19 protein-coding genes are annotated in these 23,031 nt (G+C 42.7%); 7 read left to right on the top strand and 12 right to left on the bottom strand.

All coding sequences use genetic code 11. The features are described 5' to 3' along the window. Positions 1-183 precede the first annotated feature (183 nt). Positions 184-2,211 (top strand): N-acetylglucosamine-specific PTS transporter subunit IIBC, encoded by a 2,028-nt coding sequence (gene nagE, locus PR761_RS15130; protein WP_039854008.1) that lies wholly within the window; start codon positions 184-186, stop codon positions 2,209-2,211. A gap of 58 nt (positions 2,212-2,269) precedes the next feature. On the opposite strand, the gene PR761_RS15125 is transcribed toward nagE, so the two are convergent. Beyond that, positions 2,270-2,764, bottom strand: coding sequence for a DUF2569 domain-containing protein (locus PR761_RS15125; RefSeq protein WP_154611230.1), 495 nt, complete (start codon positions 2,762-2,764; stop codon positions 2,270-2,272). Positions 2,765-3,004: 240 nt separating this feature from the next. On the opposite strand from PR761_RS15125, the gene PR761_RS15120 reads away from it, so the two are divergent. Further along, positions 3,005-3,820: a sulfite exporter TauE/SafE family protein gene (locus tag PR761_RS15120; protein WP_006812794.1), complete on the top strand. Its 816-nt coding sequence runs from the start codon at positions 3,005-3,007 to the stop codon at positions 3,818-3,820. 147 nt (positions 3,821-3,967) lie between these two features. Beyond that, on the top strand, positions 3,968-5,635 hold the full coding sequence (gene glnS / locus PR761_RS15115) for a glutamine--tRNA ligase (protein WP_039854007.1): 1,668 nt from the start codon (positions 3,968-3,970) through the stop codon (positions 5,633-5,635). 258 nt (positions 5,636-5,893) lie between these two features. Here glnS and PR761_RS15110 read toward each other — a convergent pair whose 3' ends face one another. The 9 genes from PR761_RS15110 to kdpF all read right to left on the bottom strand — a co-directional run bounded on the left by PR761_RS15110 (position 5,894) and on the right by kdpF (position 15,882). After that, positions 5,894-6,784 (bottom strand): nucleotidyl transferase AbiEii/AbiGii toxin family protein, encoded by an 891-nt coding sequence (locus PR761_RS15110; RefSeq protein WP_126436475.1) that lies wholly within the window; start codon positions 6,782-6,784, stop codon positions 5,894-5,896. A 15-nt stretch (positions 6,785-6,799) separates the two neighbouring features. Next, positions 6,800-7,324, bottom strand: coding sequence for a type IV toxin-antitoxin system AbiEi family antitoxin (abiEi, locus tag PR761_RS15105; protein ID WP_006812791.1), 525 nt, complete (start codon positions 7,322-7,324; stop codon positions 6,800-6,802). A gap of 174 nt (positions 7,325-7,498) precedes the next feature. Further along, positions 7,499-7,894 carry a DUF5329 family protein gene (locus PR761_RS15100; protein WP_050767585.1) on the bottom strand — a complete coding sequence of 132 codons (396 nt, stop codon included), beginning with the start codon at positions 7,892-7,894 and terminating at the stop codon, positions 7,499-7,501. Between the two features lie 110 nt (positions 7,895-8,004). Beyond that, on the bottom strand, positions 8,005-8,688 hold the full coding sequence (gene kdpE, locus PR761_RS15095) for a two-component system response regulator KdpE (RefSeq protein WP_006812789.1): 684 nt from the start codon (positions 8,686-8,688) through the stop codon (positions 8,005-8,007). 16 nt (positions 8,689-8,704) lie between these two features. After that, positions 8,705-11,398: a two-component system sensor histidine kinase KdpD gene (gene kdpD / locus PR761_RS15090; protein WP_112836366.1), complete on the bottom strand. Its 2,694-nt coding sequence runs from the start codon at positions 11,396-11,398 to the stop codon at positions 8,705-8,707. A gap of 8 nt (positions 11,399-11,406) precedes the next feature. After that, a complete protein-coding gene (gene kdpC / locus PR761_RS15085) occupies positions 11,407-12,000 on the bottom strand; it encodes a potassium-transporting ATPase subunit KdpC (RefSeq protein ID WP_039854006.1) in 594 nt (197 codons plus the stop codon). Positions 12,001-12,010: 10 nt separating this feature from the next. Further along, on the bottom strand, positions 12,011-14,074 hold the full coding sequence (kdpB, locus tag PR761_RS15080) for a potassium-transporting ATPase subunit KdpB (RefSeq protein WP_006812786.1): 2,064 nt from the start codon (positions 14,072-14,074) through the stop codon (positions 12,011-12,013). A 13-nt stretch (positions 14,075-14,087) separates the two neighbouring features. Next, a complete protein-coding gene (gene kdpA / locus PR761_RS15075) occupies positions 14,088-15,791 on the bottom strand; it encodes a potassium-transporting ATPase subunit KdpA (RefSeq protein ID WP_115164057.1) in 1,704 nt (567 codons plus the stop codon). A 1-nt stretch (position 15,792) separates the two neighbouring features. Beyond that, a complete protein-coding gene (gene kdpF, locus PR761_RS15070; RefSeq protein ID WP_039854003.1) occupies positions 15,793-15,882 on the bottom strand; it encodes a K(+)-transporting ATPase subunit F in 90 nt (29 codons plus the stop codon). Positions 15,883-16,305: 423 nt separating this feature from the next. On the opposite strand from kdpF, the gene PR761_RS15065 reads away from it, so the two are divergent. From PR761_RS15065 to PR761_RS15055, 3 genes are all read left to right on the top strand, one after another. Further along, on the top strand, positions 16,306-16,512 hold the full coding sequence (locus PR761_RS15065) for a YbfA family protein (RefSeq protein WP_006812783.1): 207 nt from the start codon (positions 16,306-16,308) through the stop codon (positions 16,510-16,512). Positions 16,513-16,941: 429 nt separating this feature from the next. After that, positions 16,942-18,438 carry a C69 family dipeptidase gene (locus tag PR761_RS15060; protein WP_039854002.1) on the top strand — a complete coding sequence of 499 codons (1,497 nt, stop codon included), beginning with the start codon at positions 16,942-16,944 and terminating at the stop codon, positions 18,436-18,438. A gap of 268 nt (positions 18,439-18,706) precedes the next feature. Continuing rightward, complete coding sequence (locus tag PR761_RS15055) at positions 18,707-19,450, top strand: type 2 GTP cyclohydrolase I (protein ID WP_115164060.1); 744 nt, start codon at positions 18,707-18,709, stop codon at positions 19,448-19,450. 213 nt (positions 19,451-19,663) lie between these two features. Here the strand turns inward: PR761_RS15055 and PR761_RS15050 are convergent, their stop codons facing one another. Then, positions 19,664-20,788, bottom strand: coding sequence for a multidrug effflux MFS transporter (locus tag PR761_RS15050; protein WP_154611231.1), 1,125 nt, complete (start codon positions 20,786-20,788; stop codon positions 19,664-19,666). Between the two features lie 112 nt (positions 20,789-20,900). Here PR761_RS15050 and PR761_RS15045 point away from each other — a divergent pair, with 112 nt between their 5' ends. Then, positions 20,901-21,659 carry an AraC family transcriptional regulator gene (locus PR761_RS15045; protein ID WP_154611232.1) on the top strand — a complete coding sequence of 253 codons (759 nt, stop codon included), beginning with the start codon at positions 20,901-20,903 and terminating at the stop codon, positions 21,657-21,659. 64 nt (positions 21,660-21,723) lie between these two features. Here the strand turns inward: PR761_RS15045 and PR761_RS15040 are convergent, their stop codons facing one another. Beyond that, the gene (locus PR761_RS15040; protein ID WP_006812777.1) at positions 21,724-23,010 is read right to left on the bottom strand and encodes a citrate synthase; all 1,287 of its coding nucleotides are present in this window, start codon (positions 23,008-23,010) and stop codon (positions 21,724-21,726) included. Positions 23,011-23,031: the final 21 nt, after the last annotated feature.

Genomic DNA, 23,031 nt, shown 5'->3' with positions numbered 1-23,031 from the left:
TAGTCAATAACAGGATCCTTTCATTGATATTTATCACAGATTTTAGCTAATTATTTTGTATCGCGAAAAAATTCATCTAGACTATCGACTGCTATAATCTAACACTGTCAGTTATGATTCTGATGCGTGAAAATAAGATCCTGTAAATGGGACAAAAAATAAAGCGATACAAAGGGGGAGTTTGTGAATATTCTTAGCTACTTACAGCGGATCGGTAGGGCTCTGATGGTGCCTGTTGCTGTCTTACCAGCCGCCGCAATCCTGATGGGGATTGGTTATTGGATAGACCCAGATGGTTGGGGGGCCAATAGCGCAATCGCCGCGTTACTGATCAAATCCGGTGCAGCGATTATCGACAACATGTCAGTGTTGTTTGCAATTGGTGTTGCGTACGGAATGTCCAAAGATAAAGATGGCGCAGCCGCGTTAACCGGGTTTGTCGGATTCTTAGTGGTGACAACGCTATGTTCTCCTGCATCTTACTCTATGATTATGAATGTTCCTCTGGAATCCGTTCCTGCGGCATTCAATAAAATTAACAACCAATTTGTCGGTATCTTAGTCGGGGTTCTCTCTGCTGAGTTATATAACCGCTACAGTGGTGTTGAATTACCTAAAGCGCTGTCATTCTTCAGCGGTCGCCGTTTAGTCCCGATTTTAACCTCATTCCTGATGATCATCTTGGCTTTCATTCTGATGTATGTTTGGCCTGTGGTGTACAACGGATTAGTTTCTTTCGGTGAAAGCATTAAAGATATGGGATCAGTGGGTGCGGGTATCTACGCATTCTTTAACCGTCTATTAATTCCAGTTGGCTTACACCATGCCTTGAACTCGGTATTCTGGTTTGATGTGGCAGGAATTAATGATATTCCTAACTTCCTTGGTGGTGCTAAGTCAATTGATGCAGGCCTTGCAACTGTGGGTATCACAGGGCGCTATCAGGCTGGTTTCTTCCCAATTATGATGTTTGGTCTGCCGGGCGCTGCATTAGCGATTTACCACTGCGCACGTCCAGAAAATAAAGCGAAAGTTGCAGGTATCATGATTGCAGGTGCGTTTGCTGCATTCTTTACCGGTATCACTGAGCCACTTGAATTCTCCTTTATGTTCGTTGCGCCTGTACTGTATGTAATCCATGCAATATTAACCGGTATTTCGGTGTATATCGCAGCAACCATGGAGTGGATTTCTGGCTTTGGCTTTAGTGCTGGTTTGGTGGATATGTTCCTACAAACCCGTAACCCACTTGCCGTAAACTGGTACATGCTGATTGTTCAAGGTTTAGTCTTCTTTGGCATTTACTATGTCATCTTTAGTTTCATGATCCGTAAATTCAACCTGTTAACTCCGGGCCGTGAAGTCAGTGCTGGAGATGAAACCGCTGACGGTTATAACGAAAATATCAGCGATGCACATAGCGATGATAGCGAGATTCAAAAAGAAGCGCGTCAATACATTGCTGCGGTCGGTGGTAGCGATAACCTCGTCAATATCGATGCTTGTATTACACGTTTACGTTTGGGTGTTAAAGATTCATCCGTTGTGAATGAATCTCTAGCCAAACGTCTTGGCGCATCGGGTGTTATCCGTCTGAACAAACAAAACGTGCAGGTGATTGTCGGTACGCGTGCTGAGTTGGTGGCTAAGGCAATGACGGAAGTCTTGGCTAAAGGCCCTGTCGCTGCATCTGTCTCTGCGCCTGTTCCAACCGAGAGTAAACAAGCTGCACCAGAAAAAGCGAAAGGTAATGTTATATTATCTTTGGTGGCACCGGTCAGTGGTCAAGTTTACTCATTGGATAATGTGCCTGATGAAGCTTTTTCTAGCCGCATTGTTGGCGATGGTATTGCCATCAAACCAACCAGCAGCGAAGTATTAGCACCAGCGGCAGGTACGATTGTTAAAATCTTCCCAACCAATCATGCATTCTGTCTTGAAACGACCAATGGTATCGAACTGATTGTTCACATGGGTATCGATACAGTGGCTTTAAATGGTGAAGGTTGTGCGCGTTTAATTGAAGAAGGCGCTGAAGTTGAAGCGGGTACGCCGATTCTAAAACTCGACTTGCCATTCCTTGAAGCCAATGCAAAATCAATGATTAGCCCAGTCATTATTAGCAATATTGATGATTTTGCTGGTGTTGAGATTTTAGCCCAAGGTCAAGTGACTGCCGGTGAGACAGTGATTTATAACGTATTGAAATAATCGCGTTATAGCTAACTGAAATAGTTAAATGCCAGCTACTGAAATAGCTGGCATTTTTTTATCTTGAAAAGATGATAGATATGCGTTTTGAAAAAATAAAGTAGGGGATCCAAATCACGGCACTGATGATGCTGGAGATCATTTGTTGGTAATCTGCATCAGTGAGTCTCACATGATAAGCTTGGGCAAATATGACGGTAGAATCTAAACTGATAATAATGCCAAACAGATAGTAAGGAATGACAAATTTACGAACGCCTTTTCTGTGGCTGAAGAAAAAATAGCACGTAATCAAAATTAGCAGTAAATAAGTCGAATTTAAAATAATGGTTCCAATGTAAAAGCGCGGAATGAATCCATTATTTTGATAGTAGTTGAACAAAACCTTGGCGAGCTCGTAACCCCCCATGACAGATAATACCAATGTAATAACTAGCCCTAAGGCGGGTAAATATAAAAATCCATTGATTTTATTTGCCTGTAAACTCTCGCACTGGCTACACCATCCTGATTCTTGATTCGCTTCATTTTCATGACAGTTGATGCATTTCATCTCTTACCTTCACTATTTTTTTGTGGTGATTAAGCTTCCGTGTCACTACTGCTAAAGTGAATAATTACAGTGTAGAGCAAATATGAAATTTGCGCCTAATTTGAGATTTTTTGTTTTTTTATACTGCAAATATCGAGCAATCAATTTGGCAAAATCTCAAAGTTACTTGGCAAATCTGCATAAGCCAAAGCGTACTCTGATGGATATGATAAATATTCAATTCATAATGGGGGTACAGCGGTGGAGCTTCTTCTGTGTTTATTTGGTTTTATTTCAGGCATCACTACGGCACTGTTTGGGTTTGGTGGTGGTTTTATCACTGTACCGCTTTTATATGCACTTATTACGTTGGTTTGGGGATCTCAGCTTGATGTCCGTGATATTGCAATGCAAATTGCGGTTGCCACATCGACCTGCGTGATGATTTTTTCATCCAGTGTTTCAAGCCGAGCCCACTATTTAAAAGGCAATTTGGATTGGAAAATGATTAAACCTTTCATTTTGCCTATTTCAATTGGGGGAGTTTTGGGTGCGATGATTGCCTTATCAGTTGATAGCGAATGGATCCGTTGGATTTTTATCGGTTATTTAGTGGTCACTATTTTAGATTGCTTTATTCGTCCCGGTTTTATGAAAACTCAGCCAAAGGGAATAAATCTAAACCAAGGAAGTTATTTGGCAGAGGGCACCATTGGAATGCTAATTGGCACAGTGGCGGCGTTTCTTGGGGTAGGTGGCAGTGTGATGACGGTGCCATTAATGCGTCGTCGAGGCGCAAGTATGTTACAAGCTGCTGCATTTGCGAACCCGCTGACATTGCCCATGGCAATCACGGGGTCGGTGATGTATTTCTACTTTGCGGTGGAAAAACACATTGAATTAGGCTCGGGATTTTGGGGCATGATTTATATTAAGGGAGCATTGATTTTGATCGCCACTTCATGGCTCGGGATCCGTTTTGCTTCTTTTTTAATGCCGTATCTCAGTGATAAACGCCATGCACAAAGTTATCCAATCTTGCTAATGGTCGTTCTCGGGGTCATGTTATGGGTCTAAATAGACGTTTTTTTGTTAAAAAAATCCCTTTGCCATACCTTTTGTTGACTAACCTTAATCAAACGGTTGTTTCCTGACGTATTATAGTAGAATATATTTGGTTACTACGCGATTTTAGCGCGCTTTTGGCACTGAGGAATGATGACAATGAATGAGGCAGATGCTCGCCCAACAAACTTTATCCGTCAGATCATCGATGAAGATCTGGCGACGGGAAAACATACGTCAGTACACACACGTTTTCCACCTGAACCGAATGGCTATTTACATATTGGCCATGCGAAATCCATTTGCTTAAACTTTGGTATCGCAAAGGATTATCAAGGACAGTGTAACTTACGCTTTGATGATACTAACCCGGTCAAAGAAGATGTTGAGTATGTGAACTCTATTCAGAACGACGTCCAATGGTTAGGTTTCCAGTGGAGCGGCGATATTCGTTATTCATCGGATTATTTCGATATTCTTTATCAATATGCGGTTGAGCTGATCAAAAAAGGTCTGGCTTACGTTGATGAATTAAGCCCAGATGAAATTCGTGAATATCGTGGGACATTGAAAGAGCCAGGTAAAAATAGCCCTTACCGCGAGCGCTTAATCGAAGATAACTTAGCGCTATTTGAAAAAATGCGTGATGGTGGCTTTGATGAAGGTAAAGCGTGTCTGCGTGCAAAAATTGATATGGCATCACCATTTATGGTTATGCGTGATCCAGTGTTGTATCGCATTAAATTTGCAGAGCATCACCAGTCTGGTAACAAATGGTGCATCTACCCGATGTATGACTTCACTCATTGCATTTCTGATGCATTAGAGGGGATCACCCATTCTCTGTGTACTTTAGAGTTCCAAGACAACCGTCGCTTGTATGATTGGGTATTGGACAATATCACCATTGATTGTCACCCACGTCAGTACGAATTTTCGCGTCTGAATCTTGAATATACGGTGATGTCGAAGCGTAAGCTGAACCAATTAGTCATGGAAAAACATGTTGCTGGTTGGGATGATCCACGTATGTTAACCATTTCTGGTTTACGTCGTCGTGGTTATACTGCTGCGTCAATTCGTGAATTTTGTCGCCGTATTGGTGTGACCAAGCAAGACAATAACGTTGAAATGGCGGCATTGGAATCATGCATCCGTGATGATCTGAATGAATCAGCACCACGCGCGATGGCGGTTATCGACCCTGTCCGTTTAGTGATTGAAAACATGCCTGCTGGTGAGCAAATCTTAACGGCACCAAACCATCCTAATAAACCTGAGATGGGTACCCGTGAAGTGCCGTTCAGCAATGAGCTGTACATTGATCGTGCTGACTTCCGTGAAGAAGCTAACCGCCAATATAAGCGCTTGGTTTTAGGTAAAGAAGTTCGCCTGCGTAATGCTTACATTATTAAAGCTGAACGCGTAGAAAAAGATGCAGAAGGCAATATCACGACAATTTTCTGTACTTATGATGCGGATACGTTGAATAAAGATCCTGCGGATGGTCGCAAAGTGAGAGGCGTTATTCACTGGGTGAGTGTAGCACATGCTCTGCCAGCAGAAATTCGCCTATATGACCGCCTATTTACGGTTCCAAACCCAGCGGCAGAAGATGATTTCTTATCAACGTTGAACCCAGAATCCTTAGTGATCCGCCAAGGTTTCGTTGAGCCAAGTCTGCGTGATGCGCCGGCTGAAAAAGCCTATCAGTTTGAGCGTGAAGGGTATTTCTGCGCAGATAACAAACTGAGCAGCGCGGATAAACTGGTGTTTAACCGTACTGTAGGGTTGCGTGATACGTGGGCTAAGATTGAGTCTAACTAAGTTCTCGTCTCCTCGTCATACTTCGCGCTGTAGCTGCGTTAGCTGCACTCGCTAACCCTAGTCACATACTTATGTATGCTCCTAGGGATTAGCTCACTTGCCGCCTTGCTACAACACGAAGTATGACGAGGACTAATCTTCGTTATGCTTCGCGCTGTAGCTATGCTGACTGCAATGCGAATTATTTAGAAGATTGGTTTAGAACGTTGTTTTAATTGTAAAAATTGGGTTGTGAAATGTCTTATAAAGTTGGATGTTTCACAACCCCATATCGAATGGATTCTTTGGCTTAATATTATTTAGTAATTCAGTGACAATATCGTTTACTTCAGTCTGAACATAAGCCCAATATTCAGGGTTATCAACTGTTCTCTCTTTAATTTGTTTAGGAATAAAACGACTCATTTCAGCATTAAAATCATTGCGTAGGTCATCTTCTTGCATCAATTTATTAAGCTGTATCGCAATGGCGTGATGAAAATCGTCTATTTCCTTATTTCTCGCAATCAATTTCTTTTCGACGAGCGTTTTTGATAGGCTAATACCACGTTGTTTTATCCAAACAATATCCCATATATCACGAGGTTTTATTCGTCTTGCTCGATAGGCTAAAGCAATCAGCTTATCTGCAAGCGTTTCTTGCAGTGATTGAACTGGAACTAAGATCCCCTCTGTCGGTACAACAATATCGTAGTGATTCAGTAAAGGGCGTTTTTCAATATCAAATGAAGGGATAGCACATACATCAATATGCATTTTTTGCCTTGGTAAATCAGGGCGATTAGCCTCTTTCACAATGCTGATTTTCCATGACACTGTATCCCCCTGTTTTTCCTCTGATGGCTTATTTACCCAAACGTCGGTTTCATATTTATTCTGAATATACTTTTGTATCTCAAATTCTAAACCGTCAAATTCAGTGGGTTTGAAATCATGTCCACCATTAAAGTCCAAGTCTTCTGATAAACGTGAACTGTTGTAGCACATCCGAAGAGATGTTCCGCCAATAAAGGTGAGCCGTTGCATAGCACCTTGTCTGATTAATACATCCATAATGTCATGATGTAAAATTTCTTTTTCTATTACTGGCGTGATCGCTGCATAGTCTGGATTTACTTGGATTATTTGTCTAATCTGTTGTTTTAACATATCGCTCTCCTCGTATTACAAATCCAGCATATGTATATTTCGCTGACAGTGTTTAAGGTCAATAATGGCTTGTGCTGTATTTGCTCGATACATTTTTATGTCAGAGTCATAGTACAAATTTGGAGCAATCTGCTCAATTGGCTTTTTTGTATGGATAAATTCAATCACGCCATAGGGTGTATCAAAGCGACCACTGCGGCCTTTAGTAATAACGGTGACTCGACCCATAATCACTTGTGAAATGTTTCCCGTATAACTTAGCTGACTTTCTAGGCTAATATAATTTAATACATTGCTACGTAGTTTTTTAATAATTTTATAAATCGCAGTTTCAGGTTCTGGTGGTGTAAGTACACTTTCATATAACCCTTTTACGACTCTTCTAAGTTGACCTTTTTTCACACTATCTGTCAGAAATTTTCTAAACGTTGGATTGCAAGGTTCACCTAACATAAATGCAAGCTCTGCCGCACTATGAATGCCACCACCAGCTTTTACCGCGCTAGCCAAGGCGCTTAATAATTTATCTATTTTTGCCATAGGTATACACTAAGTTAAGCAATAGGTAACTTAGTGTATACCTATGGAGTAAATTCCACAACCATAAGGTCTACAAAAAGTTACCATTAAAGTAATGTTTTGTAGACCTATTGGTTAAATAGATTCTGAAATGGTTCCATAAAATTGCAGTTTTTTATGGAATAAAGATGTAAGCTACTTGGCTTGTTTATCAACGTTATTTTTCAGTAAATCATGTAGATACTGATTGGCGGTAGCCACTTTCCCCTGAGCATCGGTCACTTGATACTCTTCCCCAGTAATGGACGATTTTGATGCCACGTTATCAATGAACTGTTCAGTGGTTTTTAAGCGTTTTTCGGTTTTACCTAATTTTAAGCGTAAATGTGATTCTGCATCAGCGGCGCTATGGCCGGAGCCATTACGGGTAAAGGTTAAATTCTGCTGTTTACCTAATTCGGCTAATAAAGCTTCAGTACGGGTTTTTTCTTCAGGGCTTAACGCCAATGCGTTAGTTGTGACAAATACAGTGAGAAAAATCACTAACAGAGAAGCAAAACGGCGAGGTAGCAGGGAATATAGTGAAGACACAGGGGATTCTCCGATAAATTAAGATGGAGAAATTATAGGTAGCCGAGCCCAATAAACTATCAGTAAAAGTCCGAGAATGTAACTTTAAGAATAATCACAATGCGGAAAACTTAAGGCATAAACCGGTAACCAACGCCTGTTTCAGTAAGCAAATGCACCGGACGGGCGGGATCTGTTTCTAATTTCTGACGTAAATGCCCCATATAAATACGCAGATAATGGTTATGCTCTACATAACTTGGCCCCCACACTTGCAGTAACAAATGGCGCTGAGTGAGAACCTTACCACTGTTTGCCACCATTTCGCTTAACAGGCGAAACTCAATTGGCGTGAGATGGAGCTCTTCTTCTCCTTTGGTCACGACGCGATTAATAAAATCTACAGTGACATCACCAAATTGAAAGGTAGGGTTTTCTTGTCCTGCTTTACCGAAACGACGCAAAGCCACACGCACACGAGCTAGTAATTCACTAATACCAAATGGTTTAGTCAGGTAATCATCGGCACCAGCATCGAGAGCGGCTACTTTTTGCGACTCTTCCTCGCGAGCGGATAACACAATCAGCGGAATACTGCTCCACTTACGTAAATCGCGGATTAAATCGAGCCCATCACCGTCAGGTAACCCGAGATCTAAAATCACTAAATCAGGTTGGCGAGTGCCCGCTTCAATCAGCCCGCGTTGGCAATTTTCGGCTTCAAAGACTTTCCAGCCTTCGCCCTCCAGCGCAAGTCGAACAAAGCGGCGGATCTCTTTTTCATCTTCAATGATCAGGATTTGATGGGGAGTCACAGTAAGCTAGATGCTCCTAAATATCGGTTTCAGTTTCAATTTCGGGTAATGGCTTTAAAGGTAAAACAAAGTGGAAGCTAGCTCCACCTTTATCATTGTTTTGTGCCCAAATTTCCCCTTCATGGATTTGAATAATCGCGCGACAAATGGCTAAGCCTAATCCAACACCGGGAATGGCGGACTCTTTCTGAGCACGAGAAAATTTATCAAAAATGGTTTTCTCTTGTCCATCAGGAATACCGTTGCTGGCATCCCAAATTTCGATATGCACTTTTTGTGACTCGGTGGTGGCTCGAATTCCCATTGGGGTATCCGAATCACTATATTTTACGGCATTTTCTAATAAATTAATCAGGACGCGTTCAATTAAGTTTGCATCGCAATACAGGAGCAAATCCGCGGGAATATCAATCTCAAGAGGGTGACTATGTAACGTGTAATCCAGCGTTCTTACCGCGCTACTGGTGATTTCTTGTAGAGATTGCCACTCTAAGTTGGGACGAATTCCCCCTGATTGCAAGCGTGCCATATCCAGCAAATTATTCACTAAACGCGAAGTACTGAGAACTTGTTGGCGCATTTGACTGACTTGATCCGTTAGCGGTGAATTTTGGGCTGACAACTCCAACATCAAAATTTCACTTTGACCAAATAACACTGTTAGCGGTGTTTTTAAGTCATGGGAAAGGGCGGCAAGCAACGAATTTCTGAGCTGCTCCCGCTCGATATCTAATTTGGCGCTTTCTGCTTGCTTAGTGAGTTGCAAACGAGACAGGCTGCTAGCAATTAGCCCAGTGAAAGTTTGCAGCATGCGCTGTTGTTCTGGCACCAGCAGTTGGCGAATATTGCGAGGCTCAATGGCAAGCACTGCAAGGGTTTCATCGGCAGTAGTAATGGGTTGTAATTGATACGGCACACTGGGTAGAGTATCGGTACCTGCTCCAGCAGGTTGGCGCTTGTCAAAACTCCACTTGGCGATGGCTTTATCGATCTGTAATTGGCTACAGCCTTCACTTAGTAACGGTATCAGCTGATTATTTTCATCTGGCAGTAATAAGCACGTTTTGGCTTGAAAGGCATTATTCAGAAAATGGTAGCCCGTTTTTCCAATATCTTCCGTCGTCATCGCTTGCCCTAACTCTTTGGTCATTTCATATAAATGACGGGTACGTTGCTCTCGATAGCGAGCGACTCGGGCTTGATAGCGCATTCCGGCTGTCAAATTTCCCACAACAACCCCAACAATCAGCATCACGGTGAACGTGACTAAATACTGCATATCCATGATAGCCAAAGAAAAATGAGGCTGTACAAAGAATAAATCGAAACTGAGGACGTTGATTAACGCAGCAAAAATAGAGGGGCGACGACCGTAAAATAGGGCGACGAGTACCACCCCCAATAAATAGAGTGTGACTAAGTTAGCTTTATCGAGCGCTAATAAAAAGGCGCGGGAGAATAGGGTAATGGCGGCACACATAACAATGGCCATCAAAAAACCATTCATATCAGAACGCCATTTTTCGGTGAATGGTTTTCTTTCAGGTTCTTTTTCCCAATCACTTTTTTCTTCAAGTGCCACAATAATTAAGTCCAGATCGGGACCTAACTTGCCTAAACGGTCTGCGAAACCTGAGCGCAAATTGAATTTATACCATTTGCGGTGTTTATCCCTTCGCCCGATTAAAATCTTACCGAGGTTATGCTCTCGGGCGTAACGTAAAATGGCTTTTTCTTCACAGGGGTCGGAAAGTGTGGCTGTCTCGGCACCTAAATCTTGAGCCAGACGCAGTGCTTTTAAAATGGCTCGCCGTTGGTTTTCTGGAAGCTGGTGTAAGGTTGGCGTTTCCACATACACGGCATGCCAAACACTGCCAAATTTAGCGGCAAGTCGCGCCGCAGCGCGAACTAATTTTTCATTCCCCGTGTTGTGACCGATACATAGCAACAAACCATCACGAGTATGCCAAACGGGGGCTTCACCTTTTCCATCACGAAACTCGCGCATTTGGTCATCGACGCGATCTGCGGTACGCCGTAAGGCTAATTCTCGTAAGGCAATCAAATTCCCTTTACGGAAAAAGTGTTCGATAGCACGTTCAGCTTGCCCTGGAATATAGACTTTGCCTTCTTTTAATCGCTGGCGGAGATCATCTGGCGGTAAATCGACTAAAACAACTTCATTCGCCGCATCGAATATATGGTCGGGCACGGTTTCTCTAACTCGAATTCCTGTAATACTTCCGACTACATCGTTCAAACTTTCAATATGTTGAACGTTGATGGTGGTTAGTACATCAATTCCAGCATCAAGGAGTTCTTCAACATCTTGCCAACGTTTAGGATGACGACTGCCACTGGGATTACTAAAAGCCAGTTCATCCATTAAAATGATGGCTGGGTGCCTAGCGAGAGCCGCATCAATATCGAAGGCGTGCAATCGACGCCCTCGATGATGGAGTTTCATAGACGGTAACTGAGGGAGCCCATCGATCAGCGCAGCGGTTTCCTCGCGTTCATGGGTTTCGACAACCCCAATCAGCACATCGAGACCTTGAGCACGCAAGCGCTGAGCTTCTTGTAACATGGCGTAGGTTTTTCCGACGCCTGCACAGGCGCCGAAGAAAATCTTAAGTTTGCCGCGTCCATCTTCATTCGCCTTAACCAATAGTTCATCGGGATTCGGGCGGATAGGCTCCTGATTATTCATAACTAACCTCAGTGACTTTGGCTATTGGCTTCCCATGGATACTGGTCAAGGGCAATATTAAGTTCTAACACATTTACTACTGGTTCCCCTAAGAATCGAAACAGCGGCGTTTGGGTATGTTCAGCAATAAGCGATTTTACCTTGTCTAGCGGTAACTGTCTGTTTTTCGCTATCCGAGGGGCTTGATACAGTGCTCCAGCTACCGAAATATGAGGGTCTAATCCACTGGATGACGCCGTCAGCAAATCCTCTGGAATGGTTGAACCTCCGTTCGGATTATGCTGTTTTAGTTCAGTGCTACGTTGAGTCAGTTGCTGCTCCAGTAACGGATTACTGATAGCCAAGTTGCTAGCGCCAGAGGCCAATGAATTATACGGTGTTTCTGCCGTTACCGATGGGCGACCGAAAAAGTAATTTTCATTTTTATAGTTCTGTCCGATTAATGATGAGCCGATAACGCGGCTATCTTGCAGGATCAGTGAACCCATGGATTGGGCTGGGAAAAGCACATTGGCAATCCCAGTCACGAAAAGTGGGTAAGCAATTCCCGTCATTAAGGTCAGTAAAAAGAGAATCATCAATGATGAGCGAAACATGTTCATAATGGGCTCCTTAAATACCAAATAAGCTGATGAACATATCAATAAGTTTGATCCCGACGAACGGTACGATCAATCCACCTAAACCATATAAACTCAGGTTGCGTTGCAATAATGCTTGTGAACTCATTGGGCGGTAATTTACCCCTTTTAGCGCCAATGGAATCAAGAAGATGATAATCAAGGCGTTAAAAATGACAGCGGACAGTAATGCCGATGCTGGTGAGTGTAGGTGCATAATATTCAGCGCATTTAACTGAGGCCACGTTACCGCAAATGCGGCAGGAATAATGGCAAAGTATTTGGCGATATCATTGGCGATACTGAATGTGGTCAGAGAACCACGGGTCATCAGCATTTGCTTACCAATGTGAACCACTTCAATCAACTTAGTTGGGTTAGAGTCTAAATCCACCATGTTACCGGCTTCTTTAGCCGCTTGAGTTCCCGAGTTCATCGCGACGGCAACATCAGCCTGAGCCAGTGCCGGTGCATCGTTAGTCCCATCACCGGTCATGGCGACCAGTCGACCTTCAGATTGATATTGGCGGATCAGCGCCAGTTTAGCTTCCGGTGTCGCTTCCGCTAAAAAGTCATCCACACCTGCTTCTGCGGCAATGGCAGCGGCGGTGAGGTGATTATCCCCCGTGATCATCACGGTTTTGATCCCCATAGCACGCATTTGGGCAAAGCGCTCTTTCATGCCCCCTTTGACGATATCTTTCAGGGCAACAATGCCAAGTACCGTTTGGTTATCGACAACCACTAACGGCGTTCCTCCCAAGTGTGCAACTTTTTCGACTAACTTGTCGGCTTCTACAGGGAACTTACCGTGGTTGGCTTCCACATAACGGCGAATAGCATCTGCTGAACCTTTGCGGATCATTCTTTCACCGACGTTAACACCGCTCATGCGTGTCATCGCAGAGAAAGGAACGAAGGTGGCGTTCATGGCGTGAATATCGCGTTCGCGCAAATTAAATTTTTGCTTAGCCAGAATGACAATACTGCGACCTTCTGGGGTTTCATCCGCGAGTGAGGATAATTGTGCTGCATCAGCCAATTGCTGCTCAGTGACACCGGTGAGCGGGAGAAACTCAGACGCTTGGCGGTTACCTAATGTGATGGTACCTGTTTTATCCAGTAATAAGACATCCACATCTCCCGCTGCTTCAACTGCTCGTCCGCTGGTGGCAATGACATTCGCACCGAGCATTCGGCTCATTCCCGCTACACCAATCGACGATAGCAAGCCGCCAATGGTGGTGGGGATCAAGCAGATAAGCAGGGCTATCAGGACAATAATGGAAACCGCGCTACCTGCTCCGGCGTATTCCGCGGCAAATAGTGTAAAGGGATACAATGTTGCACACACGAGAACAAAGATGATCGTGAGGGCGGTCAGTAAAATGGTTAGGGCGATTTCGTTAGGGGTTTTGCGGCGCTGAGCGCCTTCAACCATCGAGATCATCCGGTCGAGGAATGTTTCACCGGGGTTAACCGTACATTCAACAATCAGCCAGTCAGAAAGAACACGAGTTCCCCCTGTGACCGATGAGAAGTCCCCGCCAGATTCACGGATCACCGGAGCTGATTCCCCGGTGATCGCACTTTCATCCACGGAAGCGCCACCTTCGAGAACTTCACCATCACAGGGGATCGTTTCCCCTGCACGGATTAACACGATATCCCCTTTGCGCAGTTGATCTGAACTGACGGCCTCTTGCGGGGCATCAAGGGAGGCTGCGGCGAGTTTTGTGGCGCGGCTTTGTTGTTTAACCCCTTTTAAACTTTGGGCTTGCGCTTTACTACGGCCTTCAGCTAAGGCTTCGGCAAAGTTAGCAAACAGTACAGTAAACCATAGCCATAGTGCGATCATTCCGCTGAACCACGCGCTACCTTCTGCGTAGCCGAGTGCCATACCCAGCCATAAAAGGGTGGTGATGGTACTGCCGATGTACACCACAAACATGACGGGATTACGCCATTGAGCTTGTGGGGTACATTTTTTTATTGAGTCAATAATCGATTGACGAACCAGTTTGCTATCAAATAATTGTGTTTTTTGATTTTTCATTTTTTCACCCTCATTATGCCGCTAACCAAATTTGCAAATGTTCTGCAATTGGACCGAGTGCAAGTGCTGGAACAAAGGTCAACGCACCAATGAGAAGAACCGTCATGATTAATAAACCGATAAACAGCGGACCGTGGGTTGGTAATGTGGCAAGGCTTGCCGCTTGAGGTTTTTTGATTGCCATAGAACCTGCGATAGCAAGAACCGGGAAGATAACCCCAAAGCGACCCAAGAACATCGCCAGCGCCAACATAACGTTGTAGTACGGTGTATTGGCACTTAAACCGGCAAAGGCGCTACCGTTGTTATTGGCCGCGGAAGAAAATGCGTACAGCACTTCACTAAAGCCATGAGCACCCGGATTTAAAATGCCTGCTCGACCTGCTTCAGTCATCAATGAAATTGTCGTCCCAACGAGAACTAAGGTGGGGGTGACTAAAATGGCAAGTGCGACCATTTTCATTTCACGGACTTCAATTTTTTTACCTAGGTATTCAGGTGTACGACCAATCATTAATCCGGCTAAGAATACGGCGAGTAAAACAAACAGCAACATGCCATATAGACCTGAGCCCACCCCCCCGAATACCACTTCACCAATTTGCATTAACCACATTGGCACCATGCCACCAAGAGCCGTGTAGGAATCATGCATTGAGTTGACCGCACCACAAGATGCAGCGGTAGTAACGACGGCATATAACGCCGAGCCTAAAATACCAAAGCGACTCTCTTTTCCTTCCATATTGGCGCTACTGTTAGCCTGAAGGTCGGATAAGAATGGGTTTCCTACATATTCTTCGTGGATCACCACTGCCGCAGCAATCACGAAAATAATGCTCATCGCCCAAAGTAGTGCATGCCCCTGTTTGCTATCACTAACATGGCGACCAAAAGCAAAACACAGTGCTGCAGGGATCAGGAAAATAGCCAACATTTGTACAAAGTTACTCAGCGCAGTTGGGTTTTCAAAAGGATGAGATGAGTTAGCGCCAAAAAATCCACCTCCGTTAGTTCCCAATAATTTAATGGCTTCTTGAGAGGCGACCGGGCCCATCGGTAGCAGTTGAGCTCCGCTATCAAGGTTATTGCTCAGTACATAAGGGGAAAAGTTTTGAATGACCCCTTGGCTGACAAAAAATAACGCAAAAATAATAGCGAGTGGCAGCAGTAAATATAAGGTAATGCGAGCGATATCGACCCATGCGTTACCGATGGTTTTACTGCCATGACGGGAAAATGCTCTGATCAGTGCAAATACCACGGCGATCCCCGTTGCTGCGGAAAGAAAATTTTGTACAGTCAGCCCAACCATTTGGCTCAAATAACTCAGCGTATTTTCACCGCTGTAAGCTTGCCAATTGGTATTTGCAACAAAACTGATGGCGGTATTGAAGGCTAAATCCCAGCTCATTCCAGGAAAGTGCTGTGGGTTTAATGGTAATGAACCTTGGCACATTAAGATCGTAAACAGTAATCCAAAGCCAAGAAGATTGAAGACCAAAATGGCGATGGCATATTGCCAGTAGTTCATTTCAGGGACTTCACGCCCCGGTTTTTTTATTCCGCTCAAACGCCAAAATAGCGATTCACTTTTGGTTATAGCGCGTGGCATATCGCCATCGATAAGATAAGCAATAAAGTTGCCTAACGGTTTTGCTAATAACAAAAGTACCAGTAAAAAACTTGCGATGAGTAAAAGCGCATTGATGGCCATATCAGAAATTCTCCGCATTGAGCAGGGCATAAATCAGATAAACCAGCAGTACAACAACGAGGACTGCACCAGTAATGGAAAGTAGTGACATTGTTATCTCCTTATTATTTCCATTGCGCTAGGTTAGGCATTTGCTTGTAAAGAAGCTGATAAAAAGAGCCGGAGGGATGTAAAAAAAGTATAAAAATGATCGACTAAGGTTGAGCCAGATGGGAACGAAGATAATCAAAGTATAGATTGTTAATGATATGTAGCAATTTAGTGTATTAATTACATGTAAAGGTTAATAAATGTAATAAAGCAACGAAAATGGCACGATAAATCAATTTATTTTATGTTTAAGTGGTCAGATGAGTAGTTAAATTACACAAATTGCGGTATTATGTGTTCAGTTAATGAAATAATTAATAGGTTGTTCGATTTTAGCGCCTCTTTTTGTAACGAAGTGAAGTTCAAAGATAAAGAGCAAGACTGGAATCGGCAAAAAATTCGTGGCTACTGAAGGAGGATATCGATGTCCACATATCAAAAATACTCCCGTAATCAGGTCATTTTGCGCCGCACTGCTGCTGTGACAGCTGGCGTTATTGCGTTTCCGGTTATGGTGTTTTATCCAAAGAGAGCAAGATTTTATAGCTACTTGCATAAAGTCTGGGCAAAAACCAGCGATAAACCAGTATGGTTAGCAAGCTCTGAAGTTGCGATGGAAAGCCATCGTTAGTCAGTGATTGAGTTCACTAGAAAGATATCCCTGCAATTGTTTAATTGTGGGGATTTTTTATTTATAAAGACGTATTAATATAATTAAAACTTAGATATCAATGTTATTAAAAATAAAGATATGTTATTCAATAAAAAATTAATTAAATAATAATTATATTTAATTAAATCACACTGAGAAGTGAATCACGGTAATTGTATTAACCCCATTGCTAATATCTAGCCCCAGTAATATTTAAATTAATACTATAAATATCCACTAAAACTGTATTCGTTAATTTAATCATTAATATACTCTAAATAATTCGAGGTGCAGCTAGGCTTCAAACTAGCGAATCGCTGGGAGTCTTCATGAATGGCTGACTCCCGTGAATTAGCGACGTCAACAACACTGTATCTTGAAGTTTGATGAGTATAAATGGGGAATATCATGTTTTCATTTAAGAAATGTGTTATAGCATTGTCAATTAATGTCGCATTAATATCGTCTGGTTTTGCCTGTACAACACTTCTAGCGGGTTCTGATGCCACGACAGATGGCTCTTTAATTATTGCTCGGAGTGCGGATAGTAATGCACTAAAAGCACAACATTTTGTTATTCATCCAGCAAAAAAAAATCAATCAGGAATATATAGCACTAAAGAACATAATGGTGCTAATAATTTTACTTATCCATTACCGAAACAATCATTACGATATACAACCGTACCAAATTGGAAAACTCAATTACATGGTGCAACGGGATTTAATGAATTAGGTGTCGGTGTCAGTGGTACTGAATCTATATTTGCTTCACCTAAAGCATTGGCATTTGATCCGTATGTTGAAGAAACGGGAATTACGGAAGATGATATTCCGGACGTTCTACTTTCACGTGCAAAAACAGCACGAGAAGCAGTGGAGTTATTAGGGAATATTATTGAGACTCAAGGTGCGGGTGAAGGTTTTGGTGTGGCGGTCGTTGATAAAGATGAATTGTGGTATTTAGAAACGGGTACCGGTCATCAATGGATGGCACAAAAAATAGCTAAAGATAAATATTTTGCGACAGGAAATCAGGGGCGCTTACAAGCTTTTGATGTGAAAAATCCTGATGTTTTAGGATCTAAAAACCTGATTGAATTTGCGGTAGAAAAAGGGCTTTATAACCCAGCCACAGACGGTGAGTTTAATTTTTCTAAAGCCTATACCCGAGATGATGAGCGTGATCGCACATACAATGACCCGCGTGTTTGGGTTATTCAGCAGCAATTTAATCCTTCGTTAAAACAAGATGTGGCTGATGGCAGAAATTTTGCGCCTTTCTTAACGCCAGAGAAAAAAGTGTCGGTCGAAGAAGCCAAATCGATGCTACGTAACCACTTTGAAGGCACTGAACATGACCCATATACCAATGGATTAAATGGAAAAGAACCATGGAGACCGATTAGTGTATTTAGAACCTATGAAGCTCATGTGATGCAAGTGCGCCCTGAGTTACCTCAAGAAATCGGCGAAGTAACCTATGTGGGGTTGGGAATGGCTGATTTGACCGCTTTTGTGCCTTATTACAGCGGGTTAGAAGCTTATCCAAAACATTATAGTGTCGGTTCAGATAAAGCAGATAGTGACTCTATTTATTGGAAATACCGTAAACTTCAAACTTTGGTGATGACGGACTACCCTAAACTGGCTCCGATCGTCAAAAAAGCGTATCAAGAGTGGGAAGCTAAAACGGCGTTAGAACAGAAAGACATGGAAGCTAAATATTTGAAAATGGCGAAAACGGATAAAGCGGCTGCCAATAAAATGCTCAATGAGTTCAATTTAAACGTGATGGCAAGTGCTGAGAAGCTGACTGAAGATTTGACGAATGAGCTGTTCACTATTCGGACTGAAGATATTCAATCTGATATTTTCTTTGCCAATAAGTCGAAGAAAGACTGAGTCGCGTGAATAACGTTTCTTAACGATAAATAGTCGAAAGGTTCTCAGGTTGAGAACCTTTTTTTCACTATGTTAGCTGACTTTTTGTGTCAAAATCTGGATGAAATTTTAAAATAAATTAATAACATAGGTTTCTTATTATGATGAAACTATATAAATTATTCGTCATTTGTGGGCTGGTGGATAAATACCACAGAAAAAAATAATCTTTCCGTTTATGCTAGTGGTAGACAAGTTAATGAGAAATGAAGGCGTTAAGGACACAATTATGCATAATTTTAAGTTAGAAGAATTGATTAACGACGAATTGAACGTCAGTGAATTCCAAGACTTCGCGCCTAATGGGTTGCAAGTGGAAGGTCGTCCCCATGTCAAAAAAATTGTTACTGGCGTGACGGCTTGCCAAGCATTATTGGATGAAGCGGTAAGATTAAATGCGGATGCAGTGATTGTACATCATGGCTATTTCTGGAAAAACGAACCCGCTCTTATCAAAGGCATGAAGAGAAACCGCCTGAAAACGCTACTAGCGAACGATATCAACCTTTATGGTTATCACCTTCCTTTAGATGCTCATCCAGAATTAGGTAATAATGCGCAGCTTGCTCACATTATGGGAGTACAAGTGAACGGCAATATTGAGCCGTTAATGCCATTTGGCTTCTTTGATCAGCCAATATCACCCACAGAATTAACCGAGCGTTTAGAAACTCGCTTAGGGCGAAAAGTACTGCATTGTGGCGATAATGCCAAAGATGAAATCCGCCAGATTGCGTGGTGTACTGGTGGTGGCCAAGGATTCATCATGCAAGCCGCAGAATTTGGTGTCGATGCGTTTGTCACAGGGGAAGTTTCAGAACAAACTATCCATATAGCGAGAGAAATGGGGATCCACTTCTACAGTGCAGGGCACCATGCGACAGAGCGTTATGGGATTAAGGCGTTGACGAAGTGGTTGAATGATAGTCATGATGTGGAGGCTATCTTTATAGATATAGACAACCCGGCCTAAATTTTCGTCATATTTCGCGCTGTGGCTGTGTTGGTTTCACGCAGCCACTTGGGTCACATACTTGTGTATGCTCCCCAAGCTGTCTTTGTTCACCGCCTTGCCACAGCATGAACTATTTAGAAAATTATCGTGAAATTTTTAGAAAATAGCGGCGCAATAGAAAATAATTTCATAATAGAAAGAATTCCCGTTGCGCTTAATGATAGAAATAGGTCAAGTTCGATATTTTAGTGCGGTAAGAAGCAGTATTAGACTTGAAGTGATGAGCACTAGCCCTAGGTTTTGAATCTCACCTGCGACCATTAATCCTAGCCCTAATCCCATATAGTAAAACAGCCCTAAAATTGCGCCTGCGGTGCCTTTTCTATCCTGATAAGCATTAAGTGCATGGGCGAGAATATTGGGGATTGCAATTCCATATCCCACCACCACACCAATAACGGGAACAACAAACCAAACACTATCGATTAGCAAGTAAACCAAACAACCGCAGACGAAAGAGATCAAACTTGAAAGCCTAATAATTCGTTGGGCAGGTTGTTTTTTAGCCAATAAATAATGGTTAATGATGGACCCAAGCCCAACGCCAAATGCTAATAAAAGACCAGTCAAACCAAATTGTTGTTGATTGAGCATTAATTGTTCAAAAATAAAGGGGCCAAGTTGGTAATAACTGAATAAATTAATGTTGAAAAATGCAATCAAGATCACATTCCTAAGAATTAGTTTATCCCCCAACATACGTAAAAAAGTGTTAAAAAATGGAGCGTTGATCACATTATCGTGTTTGGTCTCAGGGAGCTTGTAACAAGACCATAACAAAAGCACTATGGCCAGTAGGGCTAATCCGACAAATACGGCGCGATAATGACCAATCCAAACTAGTATCGCCCCTAAAGTCATTCCAAGAGCTGGGCTGATAGCGAGAGCAACCCCCATAATTGAGAAAACTTTGGCTAATTCATGACCTTGATAACAGTCGCGCATGGCCGTTTGAGTACCGATAGATCCTACAGCAGCACCAAATGCAGATAGCATGCGTAGAATAAGTAACCAATAAAATTGGGAGATAAAAAGAGCGCTAATTGAAGCAACGCCATATAGCAGTAATCCCGCTAAAATAGTCGGTCTACGGCCAATAATGTCACACATTCTTCCCCAAAAAATGACACCCAAAGCGAAGGCGAAGAAGTAGAGTGATAATGTTTGTGAGGCTTGTTGGGCATTGACGTGGAATGCAGCGGCAATATCGGTCAACGCGGGGCTATAAATGGTTTCGACAATTTGTGGAAACATCATTAAAGCCACAGCAAGCCATAAGGAAAGTGAGCGGTTCATTTGATTTACCTATATTCTTCTCTTTAATCTGTGGGAATGCGGAGAAGTTTATTGGCTTTTTGCTTGTCTTATTACAATAATAAAGACAATAAATATCAAGAATGAGACATTTATGGCGTGGTTATTACAGACGGATGAATTCCAAACAGATTGGTATGATGCTCCAATTTTGGGGATTGCGGCGCAAATGGGGCTACATGATTCAGGAGAGCATACCCATGAAATGGGGCAGCTTTTATTTACCCAACAGGGCTGTATTCGCATTAGCTTGGAAAATAAAATCTCTTTATTGCCTCCGGGACGAGTGGCTTGGATCCCGCCATTTATCCAGCATAGAGCGCAAATGCGCGCATCTGTCGGTTATCGTTCGGTGTATCTCAATCAAGATTACTCGGCACAAATATCAAGTAACGTGAGTATTTTGAAGGTTTCGCCGTTATTAAGGGAATTACTAGAGATAATTGCACTAACATCATTTGATAGCGACTGGAAAGAAGGGCGTTTAGCGAATTTAATCCCTGTGTTTATTGATGAATTACAGAGTGCAACAACCGAGCCTACCTTACTGTCATTTCCTCAGGATCGACGTTTTAACTGTTTAGACATGGAATTATTACCACCGCCGTTAAATGTATTAGCTCAGACGATAGGGGCAAGTGAAAAAACAATTTCAAGGATTTTTCTGCGAGAAACGGGCATGACCTATCAAGCTTGGCGTCAACAATGGCGATTTATTAAAGCGCTGGAACTATTGGCTTTGGATAAACCATATTACTATATTACTCAAGAGCTTGGGTTAGCCAGTGATAGCGCCTTTATTAGCTTTTTTCGCAAAATGAGCGGGTGTACTCCACGGGAGTATCAGCGATAATCATCGATAAAAAGCCCCGAAAAATCGAGGCTTATTCATCAATAATTGAGTGAGAATTCAACCATTATTTTTTGGAGATGTCAGAGCTAAATTCGCGTTTGTCATAACCAGTATATAGCTGACGAGGGCGCGCAATTTTCAGACCATCATCATGCATTTCGTTCCAGTGAGCGATCCAACCGATAGTACGGGCGATAGCAAAAATAACGGTGAACATTGAAGATGGAATCCCCATTGCTTTCAAAATGATACCCGAGTAGAAGTCAACGTTCGGGTATAATTTCTTCTCAATGAAGTACGGGTCGTTCAGTGCAATACGTTCTAATTCCATCGCCACTTCTAACAAACCATCGTTGAGGTTTAATTCTTTTAAAACTTCATGGCAAGTTTCGCGCATGACGGTAGCACGCGGGTCATGGTTTTTATACACACGGTGACCAAAGCCCATTAGGCGGAAAGAGTCATTTTTATCTTTCGCGCGTTCGATAAATGCTGGGATATGTTCAACCGTTTGGATCTCTTCAAGCATGCGTAAACAAGCTTCGTTAGCACCGCCGTGTGCAGGCCCCCACAGAGATGCGATACCCGCAGCGATACACGCAAATGGGTTTGCACCAGAAGAACCTGCGGTACGAACTGTTGAGGTTGATGCATTTTGCTCGTGGTCAGCGTGCAAAATTAAAATTCTGTCCATTGCGCGTTCAAGCACTGGATTAACAACGTATTCTTCACATGGAGTAGAGAACATCATGTGCAAGAAATTACCCGCGTAAGAAAGATCATTACGAGGATAAACAAAAGGTTGACCAATTGAATATTTATAACACATTGCTGCCACGGTAGGCATTTTAGACAGCAAACGGTACGCAGTGATTTCACGGTGACGAGGGTTATTAACATCCAGAGCATCATGATAGAACGCCGCTAATGCACCTGTTACACCACACAGAACAGCCATCGGGTGAGAGTCACGACGGAAACCATTAAGCATTCGGGTGATTTGCTCGTGGATCATCGTGTGGCGAGTTACCGTATATTTGAATGTTTCGTATTGTTCTTGGGTTGGTGCTTCGCCGTAGAGCAGGATATAACAAACTTCGAGGTAAGTTGCTTTAGTCGCAAGTTGGTCAATAGGATAACCGCGGTGGAGTAGGATACCTTGGTCACCATCGATATAGGTAATTTTTGATTCACATGACGCTGTCGAGGTAAAACCTGGGTCGTATGTAAAAAACCCTTTTGAACCTAAAGTTCGTACATCGATAACATCTTGACCAATTGTAGGGGTTAGAATGTCTACTTCAATAGTACCTTTACTCTCAGTCATTATCTTAGCTTTGTTATCAGCCATTAACGGTCTCCTTAGCGCTTG

Source organism: Providencia sp. PROV210 (genome assembly GCF_028479445.1).
GTDB classification, from domain to species: domain Bacteria; phylum Pseudomonadota; class Gammaproteobacteria; order Enterobacterales; family Enterobacteriaceae; genus Providencia; species Providencia rustigianii.
This window is presented reverse-complemented; position numbering and strand designations above follow the sequence as displayed.

What these genes read in the sequence shown, in the direction of transcription:
- PR761_RS15125 (WP_154611230.1), bottom strand. Translation starts at nt 2,764, where the DNA reads ATGAAATGCATCAACTGTCATGAAAATGAAGCGAATCAAGAATCAGGA.
- glnS (WP_039854007.1), top strand. Translation starts at nt 3,968, where the DNA reads ATGAATGAGGCAGATGCTCGCCCAACAAACTTTATCCGTCAGATCATC.
- PR761_RS15110 (WP_126436475.1), bottom strand. Translation starts at nt 6,784, where the DNA reads ATGTTAAAACAACAGATTAGACAAATAATCCAAGTAAATCCAGACTAT.
- abiEi (WP_006812791.1), bottom strand. Translation starts at nt 7,324, where the DNA reads ATGGCAAAAATAGATAAATTATTAAGCGCCTTGGCTAGCGCGGTAAAA.
- kdpD (WP_112836366.1), bottom strand. Translation starts at nt 11,398, where the DNA reads ATGAATAATCAGGAGCCTATCCGCCCGAATCCCGATGAACTATTGGTT.
- kdpC (WP_039854006.1), bottom strand. Translation starts at nt 12,000, where the DNA reads ATGAACATGTTTCGCTCATCATTGATGATTCTCTTTTTACTGACCTTA.
- kdpB (WP_006812786.1), bottom strand. Translation starts at nt 14,074, where the DNA reads ATGAAAAATCAAAAAACACAATTATTTGATAGCAAACTGGTTCGTCAA.
- kdpA (WP_115164057.1), bottom strand. Translation starts at nt 15,791, where the DNA reads ATGGCCATCAATGCGCTTTTACTCATCGCAAGTTTTTTACTGGTACTT.
- kdpF (WP_039854003.1), bottom strand. Translation starts at nt 15,882, where the DNA reads ATGTCACTACTTTCCATTACTGGTGCAGTCCTCGTTGTTGTACTGCTG.
- PR761_RS15065 (WP_006812783.1), top strand. Translation starts at nt 16,306, where the DNA reads ATGTCCACATATCAAAAATACTCCCGTAATCAGGTCATTTTGCGCCGC.
- PR761_RS15060 (WP_039854002.1), top strand. Translation starts at nt 16,942, where the DNA reads ATGTTTTCATTTAAGAAATGTGTTATAGCATTGTCAATTAATGTCGCA.
- PR761_RS15055 (WP_115164060.1), top strand. Translation starts at nt 18,707, where the DNA reads ATGCATAATTTTAAGTTAGAAGAATTGATTAACGACGAATTGAACGTC.
- PR761_RS15050 (WP_154611231.1), bottom strand. Translation starts at nt 20,788, where the DNA reads ATGAACCGCTCACTTTCCTTATGGCTTGCTGTGGCTTTAATGATGTTT.
- PR761_RS15045 (WP_154611232.1), top strand. Translation starts at nt 20,901, where the DNA reads ATGGCGTGGTTATTACAGACGGATGAATTCCAAACAGATTGGTATGAT.
- PR761_RS15040 (WP_006812777.1), bottom strand. Translation starts at nt 23,010, where the DNA reads ATGGCTGATAACAAAGCTAAGATAATGACTGAGAGTAAAGGTACTATT.